The sequence below is a fragment of the Nocardioides segetis genome (assembly GCF_051390595.1).
Lineage (GTDB): Bacteria > Actinomycetota > Actinomycetes > Propionibacteriales > Nocardioidaceae > Nocardioides.
Map to the genome: position 1 here is coordinate 79,433 of NZ_JBNINR010000014.1, position 17,155 is coordinate 96,587.

Here is a 17,155-nt window from a genome sequence, read left to right on the forward strand (position 1 = left end):
AGGCCGTCGATGACCCGGCCGGCGCGTGGCACGCGCGTCGTGCTGGTGGAGGACCACGTCCTCTTCTCCGAGTCCCTCGAACTCGCCCTCGACCTCGAGGGCCACGACGCGTCGAGCGTCTCCCCGACCGCCTTCGCCTCCTCCCAGGCGCTGCTCAGCCGCGTGCTGCGCCTGCGGCCCCAGCTGGTGCTGCTCGACCTCGACCTCGGCGCGCTCGGCGACGGGCGCCTGCTCATCGCGCCTCTCGTCGAGGCCGGTGCCGAGGTCGTCGTGGTCACCGCGGCCACGGACCGGACCCGCTGGGGGGAGTGCCTCGCGCTGGGCGCTCGCCGGGTCCTGCCGAAGTCCGGCTCGCTCAACGAGATCCTCGCGACGATCCGCCGCATCGAGCGGGGACTCCCCGTCCTCGCGTCGGGCGAGCGGGACGCGCTGATCGCCCTGGCCCGGCAGCACAGCCGGGAGCGCGCCGATGCCCGCCAGCGGCTGGAGCGGCTCACCCCGCGCGAGGTCGAGGTGCTCGGCCGGCTGATGCTCGGCGAGACCGTCCGCGAGATCGCCGTCCACTTCGTGGTCTCCGAGGCCACCGTCCGGACCCAGGTGAAGTCCATCCTCGCCAAGCTCGCGGTGTCGTCGCAGATCGCGGCCGTGGGCCTGGCCAACCGTGCCGGGTGGCAGCCGCCGGGTGGCGCGGAGGGTGCATGAATCACCGGTCGACCGGCGATTCCTGCACTTGTCGGGCGTTGCAACGCCCGACAAGTGACAGTTTCGCCGGTCGACCGGCGATCCCGACCGCGCTCAGTACCCGCTGGGAACGATCGCCGAGATGACCGTGCCGTCGGCCCGCTGGATGCCGGCCGGGTACGGCGGCTCGCCGTCGAGGCGCGGCCCCTGGTGCTCCAGCGGCACGGTCACCGGCGCGCCCGGGCCGACCTTGACCGGCTCGCCGCGCACCGAGAACGTGACCGGTCCGGTGCCGTGCTCGACGTACAGCTCCAGCTCGGCGGGACGCACGGTGACCCGGACCCGGGTGCCGTGCAGGGTCACCCGGTAGACGAGCGACGTCCACTCGTCCGGCAGCCGCGGGTCGAGCTGCCACTGCTGGTCGCCGAGGCCGGAGCCGCGGTCACGGAACCCCCCGAACCCGCCGACCAGGGCGCTCCACACGCCTCCGGTGGAGGCGACGTGGACGCCGTCGGCGGTGTTGTTGTGCCGGTCGGCGAGGTCGACGAACAGCGCCGCGTGGAAGTACCGCAGGGCGAGCTCGTGGTAGCCGACCTCCGCCGCGACGATCGACTGCACGACGGCGGACAGGGTGGAGTCGCCGGTGGTGATCGGGTCGTAGTACTCGAAGTCCGCCTGCTTCTGCGCCGGCGTGAAGTCCTCGCCCTGGAGGTAGAGCGCGAGCACGACGTCGGCCTGCTTGAGCACCTGGAACCGGTAGATCACCAGGGGGTGGTAGTGCAGCAGCAGCGGCCGGTTGTCGAGCGGCGTGTTCTCCAGGTCCCACATCTCCCGCTCGAGGAAGTGCCGGTCCTGCGGGTGGATGCCGAGGAACGAGTCGAAGGGGACATACATGCCGTCGGCGCAGGCGGCCCACTCGTCGGGCTCGTCGGCGGACAGTCCAGTCCGGCGGACCAGCTCGGCGTAGGCGTCGGGGTCGTCGCGCTGCAGCTCCCACACGGCGCGCGCGGCGCGGCGCAGGTTGAAGCGCGCGAGCACGTTCGTGTACAGGTTGTCGTTGACGACCGTCGTGTACTCGTCCGGGCCGGTGACGCCGTGGATGTGGAAGGTGCGCCGGTTCTCGTCGCGCCAGAACCCCAGGTCGGCCCACATCCGCGCGGTCTCGACGAAGATGTCGACCGCCTCGCGGGCCAGGAACTCGTCGTCGCCGGTCGCGCCGACGTACTGGCTCAGGGCGTAGGCGATGTCCGCGTCGATGTGGTACTGCGCGGTGCCGGCCGCGTAGTACGCCGACGCCTCCTGCCCGCTGATCGTGCGCCAGGGGAAGAGCGCGCCCTTCTGGGAGAGCTCGCGGGCCCGCTCCCGGGCGCTGTCGAGCAGGTTGTAGCGGAACCGCAGGGCGTTGCGGGCCGCCCACGGCATCGTGTAGGTCAGGAACGGCATCACGTAGATCTCGGTGTCCCAGAAGTAGTGGCCGCCGTACCCCGAGCCGCTCACGCCCTTGGCCGCGATGCCCTGGCCCTCGGCCCGCGCCGAGGCCTGCAGCACCGAGAAGAGGTTCCACCGGATCGCCTGCTGCAGCGCGGGCTGGCCGGCCACCTCGACGTCCGCCCGGGCCCAGAAGGCGTCCAGCCAGGCCCGCTGCGCGGCGTACTGGTGCTCCACGCCCTCCTCGCGGGTGCGCGCGAGGGTCCGCTCGCAGCGGTCGATCAGCTCCCGGGGCGGCACCGAGACGGCGGTGTGGAAGGCGACCAGCTTGGTGAGCCGCACCGGGACGCCGGGCTCGGCGGCGATCCGGTAGATCGCCTTGGCGAGGTCCTCCTCGGCCTGCACGTCCATCGAGTACGGCGCGTCGGTCTCCAGCACGTGATCGGCGACCACGCCCAGCGTCATCCCGCTCTGCGCGGTGCGGTAGCCCAGCTTCAGGCGACCGGTCTCCGGGTCGGCCTCGTGGATCCGCGGCTCGAGCACCCGGCGGTCGAAGTCCTCGGCCCGGCGCGGATCGGCCGTGCTGCCGCCGCTCTGGTCCAGCGGGCTGGTCTCGCGCTGCTCGTCTTGCCGGTTGACCAGCTGGGAGGAGATCGCCAGCGAGGCGCGCTGGTCGAGCAGGGTGACCTCGAAGGTGAGGACGGCCAGGTGCCGCTGCTCCAGCGGGACCATCCGGGTGCTGCGGATCCGGACCCGCTTCCCCCCGGGCGTGCGCCACAGCAGGTCCCGGGTCAGCACGCCGGTGCGGAAGTCCAGGGCGCGCTCGTACTCCAGCAGGTCGGCGACCGACACCTGCAGCGGCTCGTCGTCGACGTAGAGCCGGATCACCTTCGGGTCCGGCACGTTGACGATCGTCTGCCCGATCCGCGCGAAGCCGTAGGCCTCCTCGGCGTGGGAGATCGGCCACGTCTCGTGGAAGCCGTTGATGAACGTGCCGTCGAGATGGGCGTCCCGGCTCTCCGAGTAGTTCCCGCGCAGGCCGAGGTAGCCGTTGCCGACGGTGAACAGCGACTCGGTCGTGCCGAGGTCGGAGGCGTCGAAGCGGGTCTCGACCAGTCGCCACTCGTCGACGGGGAAGCGGATCCGGTCCAGGGGGTCCGCGGCCGGCGGCGCCTTGTGGGACGGGCCCTCGGGTGCGTTCATCGGCTCTCCTTGTCTGGGCGGGTCAGGGCAGCAGGTCGGCGAGATCCGGTACGACGAGGTCCGCACCGGCGCCGGTCAGCGCGTCCGGTCCCGCGCCGCGGTCGACGCCGATGACCAGGCCGAAGTCGCCGGCCCGCCCCGCGGCGACACCGCTCACGGCGTCCTCCAGCACCACCGACTGCTCGTTGGTGGCGCCCAGCTGCTGGGCGGCGTACGCGAAGGTGTCCGGGGCGGGCTTGCCGGGCAGGCCGAGCTCCTCGGCGACCCCGCCGTGCACCACGAGGGAGAAGTACGCGCTCAGGTCCGCGGCCTCGAGCACCGCCGGCGCGTTGCGCGACGACGACACCACCGCCATCGGGATGCCGCGGCGGTGGAGCGTGAAGATCAGCTCGACCGAGCCGGCGTACGGCACGACCCCCTCGGTGCTGAGGATCTGCTCGAAGGCGTCGTTCTTGCTGTTGCCGAGCCCGCACACCGTCTGCGCCGTCGGCGGGTCGCTCGGGGAGCCCTCCGGCAGGGTGATCCCGCGCGCGGCCAGGAAGGAGCGGACACCGTCGTAGCGGGGCTTGCCGTCGACGTAGGCGAAGTAGTCCTGCTCGGTGTAGGGCGGATAGGCCGCGCCGTCCTCCGCCGACCTCCGGGTGAGGAAGGCGTTGAACATCGCGTCCCACGCGTGCATGTGCACGACGGCGGTCGGCGTCACCACTCCGTCGAGGTCGAAGAGCACGGCTTTCCAGGCATCCCAGTCGACTTGTGTCCGAGGCACCTGATCAGGCTAACCGGCCGTGCCCGTCGGTCCGGGCGACCTCAGGGGCGGGTCAGGGGCGCGATCCGGGTCACACCGGATTCACCAAGGCATCTCGTCTGGTGAAATACCCCTCATGCGCATCCCCCTCCTCGGCTCCGTGATCGCGCCCGTGCTCGACCCGGTCCTCGGCCCGGTGAAGCAGCGGGTCGGCGTCTGGCTGCTCAACCGGACCATGCGGGGCGGCATCGACCTGCGCAAGCTCCGCTTCCTGCCGGACTCCGTCACCCTCCCCCTCAAGCGCGACGGGCTCGACCCGCTGCCCGCGATGACGAAGGTCCAGGCCGAGCAGCCGGTGAAGAAGCTCGCCGACCTCTTCGGCAAGGGCGTCTGGCTGGTCAGCGGGTACGACGAGGCGCGCGACGTGCTCGCCGGCGGGGCCGACGTGTGGTCCAACGACCTCGGCCAGTTCGTGTCCCAGGAGGGACGCTCCGACGAGGAGCAGATCGGCGGCCTCGGCATGACCGACCCGCCGCTGCACACCGCGCTGCGCCGCTACCTGACCCCCGAGTTCACGATGCGCCGCCTCGCCCGGCTGCAGCCCGGCATCGAGGCCATCGTCAAGCAGCGACTGGACGCGATGGAGGAGGCCGGCCGCGGTGGGCGCCCGGTCGACATGGTGGAGGAGTTCGCGTTCGCCGTACCCTTCGACGTCATCTGCGACCTGCTCGGTCTCCCCGTCGACGACCGGGCGCGGTTCCTGGAGCTCGGCGTCGCGCGCTTCGACCTCACCGAGGGCGGTGCCGGTGCCTTCGGCGCCGCCGCCCACACCCGCGAGTTCCTCATCAACGCCGTGCGCGAACAGCGCGCCCACCCCGGCGACGGGCTGATCGGCGCGCTGCTGAAGGAGCACGGCGACGAGCTCGACGACGTGACGCTCGGCGGCATCGCCGACGGCGTCTTCCTCGGTGGCTACGAGACCTCCGCCAGCATGCTCGCGCTGGGCGCCTACCTGATCGCCACCACGCCCAAGGCCGGCGAGATGCTGCGCTCCGACGACGCCGAGCAGGTCAACCAGGTCGTCGAGGAGCTGCTGCGGCACCTGTGCGTGGTCCAGCTCGCGTTCCTGCGCTTCGCCAAGCAGGACGTCGAGATCGGAGGCGTCTCGATCAAAGAGGGCGACGCCGTCGGCGTCTCGCTCCTCGCCGCCAACCGCGACCCCCGCCTGGCGCCCGGCCTCGACACCTTCGACCCCACCCGCGAGCCCACCCGGCACCTCGCCTTCGGCTGGGGCATGCACCGCTGCGTCGGCGCCGAGCTCGCGCGGATGGAGCTGCGGACCGCCCTGCGGATGCTCGCCGAGCGCTTCCCGGACCTGACCATGGCCAGCGACATCTCCGAGCTGGAGTTCCGCAAGCTCTCGGCCGTGTACGGCGTCGAGGCCCTCCCCGTCCACATCGGCGCCGAGCCGGTCGCCGTGTGATCGACCCGTCGCATCTGAACCTCTGAGAGCCGCCGACCCGGCGCGTTTGAACGCGCCGGGTCGGCGCTTGTGGGGCGTTCAGATGCGCCGGGTCGGTGGGACGTAGGGTCGCGGGCGTGAGGATCGTGGTGGTGGGGGCGGACGCCGCCGGGATGAGCGCCGCCCACACGGCGCTGCGGGCGGCGGCGCGGGCCGGCCGGGAGGTCGGCATCACCGTCGTGGAGGCGACCGACCACACGTCGTACTCCGCCTGCGGCATCCCGTACTGGATCGCCGGCGACGTCGCGAGCGGCGAGGACCTGGTCGCCCGCTCCGCGCGCGAGCACCGGGCGGCGGGGATCGACCTGCGGCTCGGGACGCGGGCGGTGGCACTCGACCGCGGCCGGCGCCGGGTGCGGGTCGAGGGACCCGACGGCACCGACGAGCTCGCGTACGACGAGCTGGTGCTCGCCACGGGAGCCGCGCCGATCGTGCCGACCTGGGCCCGCGCGACGGACGGCGGGCTGGTCACGGGCGTGCACCCGGTCAAGAACCTCGACGACGGTGCCGTGTGGAACGACCTGCTGGCAGCTGCGGGCGGGACCGGCGGGACCGGCGGGCCGGGCGGCACCGCGGGGAGCGGCGGGCCGGCACGGGCCGTCGTGGTCGGGGGCGGCTACATCGGCCTGGAGATGGCCGAGGCCCTGATCCGGCGCGGGCTCACGACGACGCTCATCACCCGCAGCCGGGTGATGAGCAGCCTCGACGCCGACCTGGGCGCGGAGATCGAGGCCGCCCTGGTGGCCGGTGGCGTCGACCTGCGCACCGGGCGTGTCGTCGAGCGGCTGGAGACCACCGGCGGCCGGGTCAGCGGCGTCGTGACCGACACCGGTGAGTGCCTCACGACCGATGTCGTCGTCCTCGCGATCGGCGTCGAGCCCGCCACGTCGCTGGGCGCCGCGGCCGGCCTGCCGCTGGGCGCGGAGGGCGGCTATCTGCCCGACCCCGGCGGCCGCGTCGCGCCGGGCATCTGGGCCGCCGGCGACTGCTGCGAGGTGACGCACCGGCTCACCGGTCGCCCGATCCACCTGCCGCTGGGCACCCATGCCAACAAGCTCGGCCGGGTCGTCGGCGACAACCTGCTCGGGGGCGACCGGTGCTTCGGCGGCGCACTGGGGACGGCCATCACCCGCTTCGTCGGGGGCGGCGTGCACCTGGAGATCGCCCGCACCGGGCTCTCGAGCGCCGCGGCCGCCGATGCCGGGCACGATGTCGCCGCCCTCGTCACCAGCGGCACCACGGCCAGCGGCTACATGCCCGAGGCCGAGCCCATCCACACCAAGGTGATCGCCGACCGGTCGACGCGCCGGCTCCTCGGCGTGCAGATCGTCGGCGGGCCGGGCTCGGCGAAGCGGATCGACGCCGCGGCCGCCGCCCTGTGGGGCGACCTCGACGTCGACGACCTGGCCGGCATGGACCTGGCCTACGCCCCGCCGTTCGCGACGGTCTGGGACGCCCTGCAGATCGCCGCGCGGAGGCTGGCCGACCGGCTCTGACCCGATCTCGCAGTTAAGGCGGTGGGGAGGGCGAGTCGTTGAGGTTGATGCCGATGTCGACGGCCGGGGGCGGTGGTGCTGAGCCCGGCCGCAGCGTAGGTGCCTGTCGATCGCCACCTCGCACCGCGCGACCGGCGATCACCTCGAAGCGGCCGATGCGGTGCTCGTCCTCGTGGACGACGACCTGGGCGCGGCCGGGCCTCCAGTGCAGCCCTCAACCGCCAGCGGCGGCCTTGGTTTCCTGAACGAGTTGCTCGAAGGTGTAGCCCTTCCAGCCACTCACTAGCCCGCCCGGTTTGATCTCCAGAGCGAACGACTGGGGATGGCCACCTCGAACGAGGATCGCGTCAGCAGGTGTACTGGCTCCGGGCTTCACCTGCACGTTCGGGCCAGGCAGCGCGGTCCAACGTTCGCCCATGATCATGACTCGCGTCCCGACGGGCAGGGCTTTCGCGAAGGTATCGAGTTCGGTCACGGTCGAGTCCGCGCCGGCAGGCCGGACCGGCTGGCCGTTCTCATCGATGACCTCTACGCCGCGAGACAGCGCCACATAGACGTACCTTGCCTCGCCGCTGTCAGCGGGGAGGCGGTAGGTGGCGTCGACCTTCACCCGCACCAGCGCGAACGGTTCCCGGAGGTCCGGGTAGCTGAGGCCCGACTCGGACTCGAGCACCGTGGGGCCGTCTTCGAGTCCGTCGATCGTTCCTTGGACCGCGATCTCCACGCCGGGAGTCTTGAGAAGGGACTCTGGGGACGGAAAGACGGCTCCGTCAACGCTGCCACCGGCTTCCAGCACCGAAAGGTCGACGCGCGAGCCCGTCTCAGTGCTCCTTGAAGCCCCCGAGGGGTCATTGGCAGTGCCAGTTGAACATCCGGCCACAAGGGCGGCTGCCGTCAGCCACAGGACGAAAAGCGAGAACGAAGTCCGAGGCCGTGAGTTGGCCTTCGTGCGCTGGATAGTTGCTCTGATCATGACTGTCACCACCAGGCCTGCACGTGGGCGATGTGATGGTTGCCGTAGGTACGCGTCCACGCTTGGCCTCCGCCGTAGTAGCCCGACCTCAGACAGCTGTCGGTCGAGCCGTCGGGTGAGGTGAAGTAGGGGTCTCCGTTGCCGTAGTGAGCCATGCCGGCGGTGTGACCGATCTCGTGACATGTGGTTTTGCGAACCGCGTAATCCGTCACGCCGTCGTAGTTCCTCAACTCCGAGAAGTTGATCCGCACACGCCAGCGGTCACAGAAGTTGTTCGCGTTGAGCAGAGCACATTGCGCTTGGCCGAAGACGAGGAGTCCCAACCACTGTTCCCCGATACGGAGATCAGTCCCTGCATTGCAAGGGCCGTGGAACGCCACACCAACCCCAGTCTGCGCCTGGAAGTTGTACATAGAGCTCGTCGACTGGCCCTGGACCGTCGCGTTCGGTGGGTAATCCGGGGCCCAGCACCAAGTGTGAGTTCCCCTGTCGGGGGGAACTCCGGGATACGGCCAGGTATCCGCCTGAGCTGGCGTGGCGGTAAGCCACGTCGCGAGCCCAACTGGAAATAGCAACAGGAGAACAAGCTGCGCACGACGGCGAGCTGGTGAGCGGTTTATCGGCTGTTTCATCAGCGCCTCCAGAGAGACTTACCCCCAGGTGTGAGGTACGTTACTGCGACGACGGTGATCACGCATCGGTTCCACAGATCGCTGAGCGGGACGAAAGCCCGCTCAACGCGCGGGTCAGTTTCTGGGAAAAGGGCTCCCACCCGCCTGGAGATCACGCGACCGTGATTCAGCTGGATTGCCTGGTCGCCGGCATCGACCTTGAGCGGTGCAACGAACTCGGGGCCATCGTTTCGGACGTTGTCGACCGCGAGCGAGACAGGGCGGATCCCGAGTAGCGGGGGCTGGATGCCGGCGAGGACCTCGGCGATCGCGCCAGGGTCCTGCAGCGTGGGGTCGAGCCAGGCGTCGATCCGATCCTCCGGAAGGATGACTGGTGTCCGGTCGTGGATCTCGCCGGCGGGGCCGGTCGCGGCGCAGGTGATGATCGCTGCCGACCACAGCCACCGCTCGGGGACGTCCTTCTCCCTTTCGGGGTCGGGCCACCACTCGTAGAGGCCGGCGAAGCTCAGATCGGGCCATTCCTGACCGTCCCCCGGATCGGTCACGGGTCGTCAGATGGTTCCCGCGCCAGGCTGTCGGGGCGGGCGTCGATGAGGCGTAGTGGCAACGGCACGGCGCCGACGTGGGAGATCACGACCGGGAACACAGGGTCGACTGATGCCAGCACGACCCGCTGAGAGCGCTCGCAGCGCAGGAAGGCGCGTGACGTCGAGCGGTCGTGCACCTGAACCACCTCCCACGGACTGCTGAGGGCCACTCCCTTCGCGACCAGCCGGTCGATGTCGGGCACGTCGGCGCGAGCTAGTCCTAGACAGGCCCACCCAACAAGATGACGACGGGTGATCGGGCCGCTGTTGGTGATCTGGCGCGGATCCAGGAGGGTCGTCACCTGTGCGAACGGATCATCCCCATGCAGATTCCACGCTCCCATGGTGACGTAGCCGAGCGCGGACTCCTCGCCGACGCGATCCCAGACGACACAGTCGGTCAGCCACGGACCTTGGAGAGCGTAGTACGGACGCGATGCCTCGGGGACGGGTGATGGAAAGCGTGGCATGGTTCTTCCTCCAGAGCCACGCACCCGCAACGCGGTGTGCTCGGTCGTCGAGAACTCGCGGGGATCGATCGCGGTGCCGGTGCGCTCCTGGCCGGCGTGGCCTGCCTCGGACAGTTCGTGCGGGTGACCCTAACGCGCTGGCGTCGGCGGGACAGGATTCCGCCGTACGGCACTGAACATGGTGGCGGGTACAGCTCCCGCTGTCTCACTGCGACCGTCTGGCCGACCGGAGCGCATCTCGATCATCGATGCGCCCGGTCGGCCGGGGACTACTTGCTCGTGGTGAGCCGGTACTGCCGCACCGACAGCGGTGCGAACACCGCGATGATCAGCACCACCCAGATCAGCGTGTAGGCGACCGGGTTCTGCATCGACCAGGCGTCCGAGCCGGGCCCGACGCCGGTGTTGCCGAACAGGTCGCGGCTGGCCTGGGTGACCGCCGAGACGGGGTTCCACTCGACGAAGGGCTTGAGCACCTTGTTGAACGACTCGGTCGGCACGAAAGCGTTGGAGATGAAGGTCAGCGGCATGATCACGATGAACGAGGCGTTGTTGATCACCTCGACGCTGGGGACCATCAGGCCGACCCAGGCCATCACCCAGCTGATCGCGTAGCCGAACACGAGCAGCAGGGCGAAGCCGGCGAGCGCCTTGAGGGCGCCCTCGTTGATCCGCCAGCCGACGATCAGGCCGGTCAGCGCCATGATGATGAGCGACAGCACGTTGTAGACGACGTCGGAGGCGGTCCGGCCCACCAGCACCGCGGAGTTGGACATCGGCAGCGACCGGAACCGGTCGATGATGCCCTTCTGCATGTCCTCGGCGAGACCGGCGCCGGTGAAGGTGGCGCCGAAGACGATGGTCTGGCCGAAGATGCCGGCGATCAGCCACTCGCGGTAGTTGACGCCGGGCGTCTCGATCGCGCCGCCGAAGACGTAGGCGAACAGCAGCACGAACATGATCGGGCTGACCAGGACGAACACCAGGATCTCCGGCACCCGGACGATCTTGATCAGGTTGCGCTGGGCGACCACCCAGCCGTCGTTGAGGGCCTGGGCCATGGTGCTCACTGCTGCGCCTCCGCGCTCTCGTCGGTGCTCTCGTGTCCGGTCAGGGTGAGGAAGACGTCGTCGAGGGTCGGCCGGCGCAGGCCCACGTCGAGCACCTTCACGGCGTCGCGCTCGAAGCCCTGGAGCACGCGCAGCAGGTCGCCCGCCGCGTCCTCGCCGACCGCGGCCGCGAGCTCGCGCCCGCCGCCGTTGACCTTGACCTCGCCCACCGCGACCTCGTTGAGGATCCGCCCCGCCGCCTCGGCGTCGGCGGTGCTGGTGAGCACCACCTCGATCCGCTGGCCACCGGTCTGCGCCTTGAGCTCGTCGGCGGTGCCGTGGGCGATCTCGCGGCCGTGGTCGATGACCACGATGTCGTCGGCCAGGACGTCGGCCTCCTCGAGGTACTGCGTGGTCAGCAGCAGCGTCGCGCCCTCGCCCACGAGCTCGCGGATGACGTCCCACATCAGCTGGCGGCTGCGCGGGTCGAGCCCGGTGGTCGGCTCGTCGAGCACGATCACCGGCGGCGCGGCGACCAGCGCGCCGGCCAGGTCGAGGCGTCGGCGCTGGCCGCCGGAGTAGGTCTTGGTGGGCCGGCCGGCGAACTCGGTGAGGTCGAAGCGCTCGAGCAGCTCCTGCGCGCGGGCCCGTGCCCGGGTGCGACCGAGGTGGTAGAGCCGGCCGATCATGACGAGGTTCTCGTACGCCGTCAGGTGCTCGTCGACCGCGGCGTACTGCCCCGACAGGCCGATCTTCGCCTTGGCCGCCGCGGGGTCGGCCAGCACGTCGATGCCGGCGACCGTGGCCGTGCCGGCGTCGGGCTTGAGCAGCGTCGTCAGGCAGCGCACCGCCGTCGTCTTCCCGGCGCCGTTGGGGCCGAGCAGCGCCAGCACCTTGCCCTCGGGCACGGCCAGGTCGAGCCCGGCGAGGGCCTCGACGTCCTTGTAGCGCTTGACCAGTCCGGTCGCGCGGATCATGGGTTCGCTCATCGCAGCCCCTGGGTCTCCTCGTCTGGTTCGTCTCGATCGTCGTCCCCCGCTTCGCACACTAGGGACCGCCACCGACACCGGAACTCATCGCGCAAGGCCGAACTGAGGCAAGGCTCGCTTTCCTGGAATGGTTCAAGAAAAGGTGGCACAGTGGTGGACACCGCAAGAGAACGAACGAAAGGGAGCACTCTCCATGGCCGCCACCGCGACCCAGCACCGCACCCGCCAGCACGTCTCGCACCCCGCCTTCCGTGCCGACGCGACGTTCGCCAGCCACCTCCAGCAGGTCCTCGTCGACCTCAACGACCTGGCCCTGCAGGGCAAGCAGGCCCACTGGAACATCGTGGGGCCGAACTTCCGCGACCTCCACCTCCAGCTCGACGAGATCGTCGACGCCGCGCGCACCTTCACCGACGAGGTGGCCGAGCGGATGCGCGCCGTCTACGTCGTCCCCGACGGCACCTCCGCGCGGACCGCCGCCCAGTCCAGCCTCCCGGCCTTCCCGGGCGGCGAGGTCGAGACCGGCGCCGCCATCGACGCGATCGTCGCCTCGATCTACGCCGTCGTCGCCACCGCGCGCCGGGTCCACGACGACGTCGACGCCGCCGACCCCACCACCGCGGACCTGCTGCACACCATCATCGAGCGCCTCGAGCAGCTCGCGTGGCTCACCGACGCCGAGCGTCGTACGCCGGACGCCTCGGTGCCGGAGGCGATCCTCGCCTGAGGCGCGGTCCTGGTGCGCCGCGCAACTACCGAATTCGTCGCGATCATGGCTCGCGGACAGCAGATTCGGTAGTTGCGCCGTCATCGCACCGGCCCGGGCGCTAGACAGATCGAGAAATGTGTCTCATTCTTGGGACATGTCGACCAAACTGTCCCACGGCTACCGGCCCGGCGGCGGGACCGCCTGGCGCGACCCGTGGGCGTCGTACGCCTGGTTGCGCGACCACGACCCGGTCCACCACGTGGTGCCCGACGGGCACCCCGAGCGGGACCACTACGTGCTGTCCCGGCACGCCGACGTGATGGCGGCCGCGGTCGACGTGGCGACCTACTCGAGCGCGCACGGCCTCACGGTCGAGTACGACGAGCTCGAGCGGATCGGCCTCGTCGACAACCCGCCGTTCGTGATGACCGACCCGCCCGTCCACACCACCTTCCGCAAGCTGGTGGCTCGCGGGTTCACGCCCCGGCAGGTGCGCGAGCTCGAGCCGGTGGTGCGGGCGTTCGCGGCGGATCGGCTCGGCGCGCTCCGCGCGGCCGGCGGCGGCGACATCGTGGCCGAGCTGTTCAAGCCGCTGCCCAGCCTGGTGGTCGGCCACTACCTCGGCGTCCCGACCGCCGACCAGCCGCGCTTCGACGACTGGAGCGGCGCGATCGTCGCGGCCAACGTCGCCGGCGAGGGCGAGGCCGCGGCGGCCGGCGCGGCGGACGCGACGCTGGAGCTGATGGGCTACTTCACCGAGCTCGTCGAGCGCCGGCGCCACGAACCCGGTGAGGACACGGTCTCCCAGCTGGTCCGCGCGGACGTCGATCTGCTCGAGATCCTCGCGTTCGTGTTCACCATGGTGGCCGGGGGCAACGACACCTCGACCGGCGCGCTGGGCGGCGCGGTCCAGCTGCTCGCCGCCCGTCCCGACCAGCGCGCCCTGCTCGCCGGCGACCCCGGCCTGGTGCCCGATGCGGTCGAGGAGTTCCTCCGGCTCACCTCGCCGGTGCAGGGGCTCGCGCGGACGACGACCCGCGACGTCGAGCTGCACGGCACGACGATCCCGGAGGGTCGCAAGGTGCTGCTGCTGTACGGCGCGGGCAACCGCGACCCGAGGAAGTACGGCCCCGACGCCGACGCGCTCGACGTACGCCGGCGGCCGAGCCAGATCCTCAGCTTCAGCCAGGGCCACCACCACTGCCTGGGCGCGGCCGCCGCACGACTGCAGATCACCGTCGCGCTGGAGGAGCTGCTGGCGCGGATCCCCGACTTCACCGTCGAGGAGGACGCCGTCACCTGGGCGCCGGGCCCCTACGTCCGTCGTCCGCTCGCGGTCCCGCTGGTCGTGGCATGAGCACGCCCGGCACCACTGCCTGGGTCGACCGGCGGGCGCCCGCGGTCGAGCGGATCCTCGACGCGGCCGGCGCCCTGTTCGCGGAGCACGGGGTGGACGGGGTCGCGATGGGTGAGATCGCCGCGGCGGCGGGCTGTTCGCGGGCCACGCTCTACCGCTACTTCCCCGACCGCCCGGCGCTGCAGCTGGCCTTCGTCCAGCGGGAGGCGATCCGGGTCGGCGCGCTGGTGGTCGCCGACCTGAACGAGCTCGACGGCCCCGACGGCACCGACGGCCCCGGCGGCCGGGCCGGCCCCGACGGCCCCGACGGCCCCGGCCCGGCCGGGCGCCTCGTCACCGAGGCCGTGCTCTCCGCGCTGCGCCACGTGCGGCGCGCCCCGACGCTCGCCGCGTGGTTCCGGGAGACCGACGCCGGCCGCGCGGCCGACCTCGCCCATGGCTCCGAGGTGATCGAGGCCCTCGGACTCACCGTGACGTCCGACCCGGACGCCGCCCGCTGGCTGGTGCGTGTGATCGTCTCGCTGCTGACGGTCCCGGGGGGCGACGCGGCCGAGGAGCGGCGGCTGGTCGAGCGCTTCGTCGCCCCGGTGATCGCCCTGACCGCCCCCTGACGGTCCCCTGGCCGTCCCCTGAACGTCCCCCGACCGACCCGGGATCCGGTCCGTCGTCCCCTACCGTGGTGCCCGTGGGAGCGGTGGTCTGGGCCTATACGGTCATCACGAGCCTCGTCCTGGCCGCTGGCCTCGCCTCGGTGATCCGCCGCATCCTCGGCGCCCGGGTGGGCTGGCTGCGCACCCTCCTCGTCGGCTGGGCCGCGCTGCTGGTGGGCATCCCCGTGACGGGCAAGCTGGCGGTCGCCGCCGGTGTCGGCACCGAGAGCGGCGAGCTCACCACCTCCGAGGGCACGGCCGCCGCCTTCCTGCTCGTCAGCTGCCTGTGGGTCTTCGCGGCCGCGCTGGCCGTGGTCATGCTGCTGGAGGTGCTCGTCCCGTCGGGGACCGTCCCCGGGCCCCGCGAGGCCGCGGGCCGACTCCGGGCGTGGCTGCGCCGGACCCGGCGCTACCTCCAGATCGGCCGCGCCGCCACCGGCTCCGGTCTCGGCGCGGTGCTGCGCGGCGGCCCCGGCTCGGCCTCCTTCGGGCCGGCTCTCGCGTCGGTCTTCAACCGCTCCGGGGTCACCTTCGTCAAGCTGGGCCAGATCCTCGCCACCCGCGACGACCTGCTCCCCGCGGACACCACCCGGGCCCTGGCGACCCTGCAGTCCGACGCGGACCCGGAGCCGTACGACGCCGTGGCGGCCACGATCGAGGCGGACCTCGGGGGCCGGCCGGATGCCCTCTTCGCCACCTTCGCCACCACGCCGCTGGCCGCCGCCTCGGTCGCCCAGGTCCACACCGCGACCACCCACGACGGTCGCGAGGTCGTGGTGAAGGTGCAGCGCAGCAAGGCCCGCCGGCAGGTCGAGGTCGACACGGACATCCTGGTCCGGCTGGCCCGCACGGCCGAGCAGCGCTGGCCGTGGGCGCGCGACATGGGCGTGTCCCGGCTGGCGGCGGGCCTGGCCCAGTCGCTGCGCGAGGAGCTGGACTACCGGATCGAGGCCGGCAACACCGCCTCCGGCGCGGCCGCCCTGCGGGAGCGGACCGACATCGTCGTGCCGGCCGTGGACGCCGCGCTGAGCACGCGCCGGGTGCTCGTGATGGACCGGCTGCACGGCGTACCCCTGTCCGCGGGGGAGGACGCCGTCGCCCGGCTCGACCCGGCTCGGCGCGCCGAGCTCGCCGACCTGCTCATCGGCGCCCTGCTCGACACGGTCTTCGTGGCGGGCGTGTTCCACGCCGACCTGCACCCCGGCAACATCCTCGTGCTCGACGACGGCCGGATCGGACTGCTCGACTTCGGTGCCGTCGGGATCCTCGACAGCGAGACGCGGCAGCTGCTGGCGCTGCTGCTGTTCGCGATCCTCAGCGACGACGCGGTCTCCGCGGTCGACGCGCTGACCCTGGCGTTCGACGTGCCCGACGACCTCGACGTCCCGCTGCTGCGCCGTGAGCTGGGCCGCGAGATCGCGGCGCTGCAGCTGCAGTCGACCATCGGCGGGGACACCTTCACCCGGATCTTCGCTGTGCTCCGGCGCCACGGCATCGGGGTGCCCGGCGACGTCGCGGCGGCCTTCCGCACCCTGACCTCGGTCGAGGCCGCCGTCACCCTGCTCGATCCCGGCAGCAGCCTGCTCCGATCGGCCCGGGCCCAGCTGCCGACGCTGCTCAAGCGGCTCGCCGAGCCGAAGCGGGTCGCCGCCCAGGCGGTCAGCCAGGCCGGCGTCGTCGCCGCGATCGCCCGCCGCCTGCCGGAGCGGGTCGAGCATCTCACCAGCGCCCTCGGCGACGGCACGTTCACCGTCCGCACCCGGGCGTTCGGCGACGCCGAGGACCGCGCGTGGCTGCGCGACCAGGTCAACAACGGGCTGGCGGCGGCGTTCGGCATCACCGCCTGCATCCTGGCCGTCGTCCTCGGCGGGACCGACGGGGGCCCGCGGCTCACCGACGAGCTCACGCTCTTCGGCCTGCTGGGCCTGGCGCTCGGGTTCTGCGGCGTCACCTTGGCGCTGCGCGTCGTGGTGCGGCTGTTCCAGCGCCGCGAGTAGCCCGCAGTGGGGGCGTCAGGCCTTGCTCTCGGCCAGCAGCAGGGTGCCGCCCAGCCCGATCATCATCGTCCCGCCGGTCGCGCGGATCGCCGACAGGCGTCGCGGCGAGCGCGCGAACCAGGCGCGCGCCGACCCCGCGGCCACCGCCCACGCGCCGTCGCAGACGAACGCGATGACGGTGAACATCAGGCCGAGGACCATCATCTGCAGGGGCACGTGGCCGGCGCCGATGTCGACGAACTGCGGCAGTGCGGCCACGAAGAAGACGATCGTCTTGGGGTTCGTGGCGCCGACGATGAAGCCCTGCCGGAGCACGGTCCTCGACGACACCCGCCGGGGGTGGAGGTCGACGGGTCCGTCCAGTCCGCTGCGGCGGTGGCGGATCGCCTGGATCCCGAGATAGGCGAGATAGGCCGCACCGAGCAGCTTGATCACGGTGAACAGGGCGACCGACCGGGCCACGACGGAGCCGACGCCGAAGGCCACCGCGGCGATCGGCACCAGGGAGCCCAGCTCGTTGCCGAGCACGCTCCACAGCCCGCCGCGGCGACCGACGGCCAGCGACTGCCCGATCACGAAGAGCACGCTCGGGCCGGGGATCGCGATCAGGATCAGCGAGGTCAGCGCGAAGGCGAGGAGGACGTGCGGCTCGGGCATCTCGTGATCG

At 71.7% G+C, this 17,155-nt stretch carries 16 protein-coding genes; 7 read left to right on the forward strand and 9 right to left on the reverse strand.

All coding sequences use genetic code 11. The features are described from left to right. Positions 1-9: 9 nt before the first annotated feature. Positions 10-702, forward strand: a complete 693-nt coding sequence (locus ACPZVR_RS20185; RefSeq protein WP_436701472.1) for a helix-turn-helix transcriptional regulator — start codon at positions 10-12, stop codon at positions 700-702. Between the two features lie 93 nt (positions 703-795). Here ACPZVR_RS20185 and ACPZVR_RS20190 read toward each other — a convergent pair whose 3' ends face one another. Then, positions 796-3,312, reverse strand: coding sequence for a glycoside hydrolase family 65 protein (locus tag ACPZVR_RS20190; RefSeq protein WP_436701473.1), 2,517 nt, complete (start codon positions 3,310-3,312; stop codon positions 796-798). A gap of 22 nt (positions 3,313-3,334) precedes the next feature. Next, positions 3,335-4,078 (reverse strand): HAD family hydrolase, encoded by a 744-nt coding sequence (locus ACPZVR_RS20195; protein WP_436701474.1) that lies wholly within the window; start codon positions 4,076-4,078, stop codon positions 3,335-3,337. Positions 4,079-4,193: 115 nt separating this feature from the next. Between ACPZVR_RS20195 and ACPZVR_RS20200 the strand changes: the two genes are divergently transcribed. Continuing rightward, positions 4,194-5,540: a cytochrome P450 gene (locus ACPZVR_RS20200; RefSeq protein WP_436701475.1), complete on the forward strand. Its 1,347-nt coding sequence runs from the start codon at positions 4,194-4,196 to the stop codon at positions 5,538-5,540. A gap of 116 nt (positions 5,541-5,656) precedes the next feature. Continuing rightward, complete coding sequence (locus tag ACPZVR_RS20205; protein ID WP_436701476.1) at positions 5,657-7,075, forward strand: FAD-dependent oxidoreductase; 1,419 nt, start codon at positions 5,657-5,659, stop codon at positions 7,073-7,075. 214 nt (positions 7,076-7,289) lie between these two features. Here ACPZVR_RS20205 and ACPZVR_RS20210 read toward each other — a convergent pair whose 3' ends face one another. The 6 genes from ACPZVR_RS20210 to ACPZVR_RS20235 form a co-directional block, all read right to left on the reverse strand. Continuing rightward, positions 7,290-7,799, reverse strand: a complete 510-nt coding sequence (locus ACPZVR_RS20210) for a hypothetical protein (protein ID WP_436701477.1) — start codon at positions 7,797-7,799, stop codon at positions 7,290-7,292. A 254-nt stretch (positions 7,800-8,053) separates the two neighbouring features. Continuing rightward, positions 8,054-8,461: a hypothetical protein gene (locus tag ACPZVR_RS20215; RefSeq protein ID WP_436701478.1), complete on the reverse strand. Its 408-nt coding sequence runs from the start codon at positions 8,459-8,461 to the stop codon at positions 8,054-8,056. A 218-nt stretch (positions 8,462-8,679) separates the two neighbouring features. Next, a complete protein-coding gene (locus ACPZVR_RS20220; RefSeq protein ID WP_436701479.1) occupies positions 8,680-9,225 on the reverse strand; it encodes an SOS response-associated peptidase family protein in 546 nt (181 codons plus the stop codon). Next, entirely contained in the window at positions 9,222-9,569 is a 348-nt protein-coding gene (locus ACPZVR_RS20225) for a hypothetical protein (RefSeq protein ID WP_436701480.1), read from the reverse strand. Before ACPZVR_RS20225 ends, ACPZVR_RS20220 begins: the two co-directional genes overlap by 4 nt. Positions 9,570-10,006: 437 nt before the next feature. Next, entirely contained in the window at positions 10,007-10,798 is a 792-nt protein-coding gene (locus tag ACPZVR_RS20230; RefSeq protein ID WP_282404702.1) for an ABC transporter permease, read from the reverse strand. A gap of 5 nt (positions 10,799-10,803) precedes the next feature. Then, positions 10,804-11,775, reverse strand: coding sequence for an ATP-binding cassette domain-containing protein (locus ACPZVR_RS20235; protein WP_436701481.1), 972 nt, complete (start codon positions 11,773-11,775; stop codon positions 10,804-10,806). 193 nt (positions 11,776-11,968) lie between these two features. On the opposite strand from ACPZVR_RS20235, the gene ACPZVR_RS20240 reads away from it, so the two are divergent. From ACPZVR_RS20240 to ACPZVR_RS20255, 4 genes are all read left to right on the forward strand, one after another. Then, a complete protein-coding gene (locus ACPZVR_RS20240; RefSeq protein WP_436701482.1) occupies positions 11,969-12,502 on the forward strand; it encodes a Dps family protein in 534 nt (177 codons plus the stop codon). A 136-nt stretch (positions 12,503-12,638) separates the two neighbouring features. Continuing rightward, on the forward strand, positions 12,639-13,841 hold the full coding sequence (locus ACPZVR_RS20245) for a cytochrome P450 (RefSeq protein WP_436701483.1): 1,203 nt from the start codon (positions 12,639-12,641) through the stop codon (positions 13,839-13,841). Next, positions 13,838-14,452 carry a TetR/AcrR family transcriptional regulator gene (locus tag ACPZVR_RS20250; protein WP_436701484.1) on the forward strand — a complete coding sequence of 205 codons (615 nt, stop codon included), beginning with the start codon at positions 13,838-13,840 and terminating at the stop codon, positions 14,450-14,452. Before ACPZVR_RS20245 ends, ACPZVR_RS20250 begins: the two co-directional genes overlap by 4 nt. Positions 14,453-14,526: 74 nt before the next feature. Next, complete coding sequence (locus tag ACPZVR_RS20255) at positions 14,527-16,488, forward strand: ABC1 kinase family protein (RefSeq protein ID WP_436701485.1); 1,962 nt, start codon at positions 14,527-14,529, stop codon at positions 16,486-16,488. Positions 16,489-16,503: 15 nt separating this feature from the next. Here the strand turns inward: ACPZVR_RS20255 and ACPZVR_RS20260 are convergent, their stop codons facing one another. Then, complete coding sequence (locus ACPZVR_RS20260; RefSeq protein WP_436701486.1) at positions 16,504-17,145, reverse strand: LysE family translocator; 642 nt, start codon at positions 17,143-17,145, stop codon at positions 16,504-16,506. Between the last annotated feature and the right edge of the window lie 10 nt (positions 17,146-17,155).

What these genes read in the sequence shown, in the direction of transcription:
- ACPZVR_RS20185 (WP_436701472.1), top strand. Translation starts at nt 10, where the DNA reads ATGACCCGGCCGGCGCGTGGCACGCGCGTCGTGCTGGTGGAGGACCAC.
- ACPZVR_RS20190 (WP_436701473.1), bottom strand. Translation starts at nt 3,312, where the DNA reads ATGAACGCACCCGAGGGCCCGTCCCACAAGGCGCCGCCGGCCGCGGAC.
- ACPZVR_RS20200 (WP_436701475.1), top strand. Translation starts at nt 4,194, where the DNA reads ATGCGCATCCCCCTCCTCGGCTCCGTGATCGCGCCCGTGCTCGACCCG.
- ACPZVR_RS20215 (WP_436701478.1), bottom strand. Translation starts at nt 8,461, where the DNA reads ATGTACAACTTCCAGGCGCAGACTGGGGTTGGTGTGGCGTTCCACGGC.
- ACPZVR_RS20230 (WP_282404702.1), bottom strand. Translation starts at nt 10,798, where the DNA reads ATGGCCCAGGCCCTCAACGACGGCTGGGTGGTCGCCCAGCGCAACCTG.
- ACPZVR_RS20235 (WP_436701481.1), bottom strand. Translation starts at nt 11,775, where the DNA reads ATGAGCGAACCCATGATCCGCGCGACCGGACTGGTCAAGCGCTACAAG.
- ACPZVR_RS20240 (WP_436701482.1), top strand. Translation starts at nt 11,969, where the DNA reads ATGGCCGCCACCGCGACCCAGCACCGCACCCGCCAGCACGTCTCGCAC.
- ACPZVR_RS20245 (WP_436701483.1), top strand. Translation starts at nt 12,639, where the DNA reads ATGTCGACCAAACTGTCCCACGGCTACCGGCCCGGCGGCGGGACCGCC.
- ACPZVR_RS20250 (WP_436701484.1), top strand. Translation starts at nt 13,838, where the DNA reads ATGAGCACGCCCGGCACCACTGCCTGGGTCGACCGGCGGGCGCCCGCG.
- ACPZVR_RS20260 (WP_436701486.1), bottom strand. Translation starts at nt 17,145, where the DNA reads ATGCCCGAGCCGCACGTCCTCCTCGCCTTCGCGCTGACCTCGCTGATC.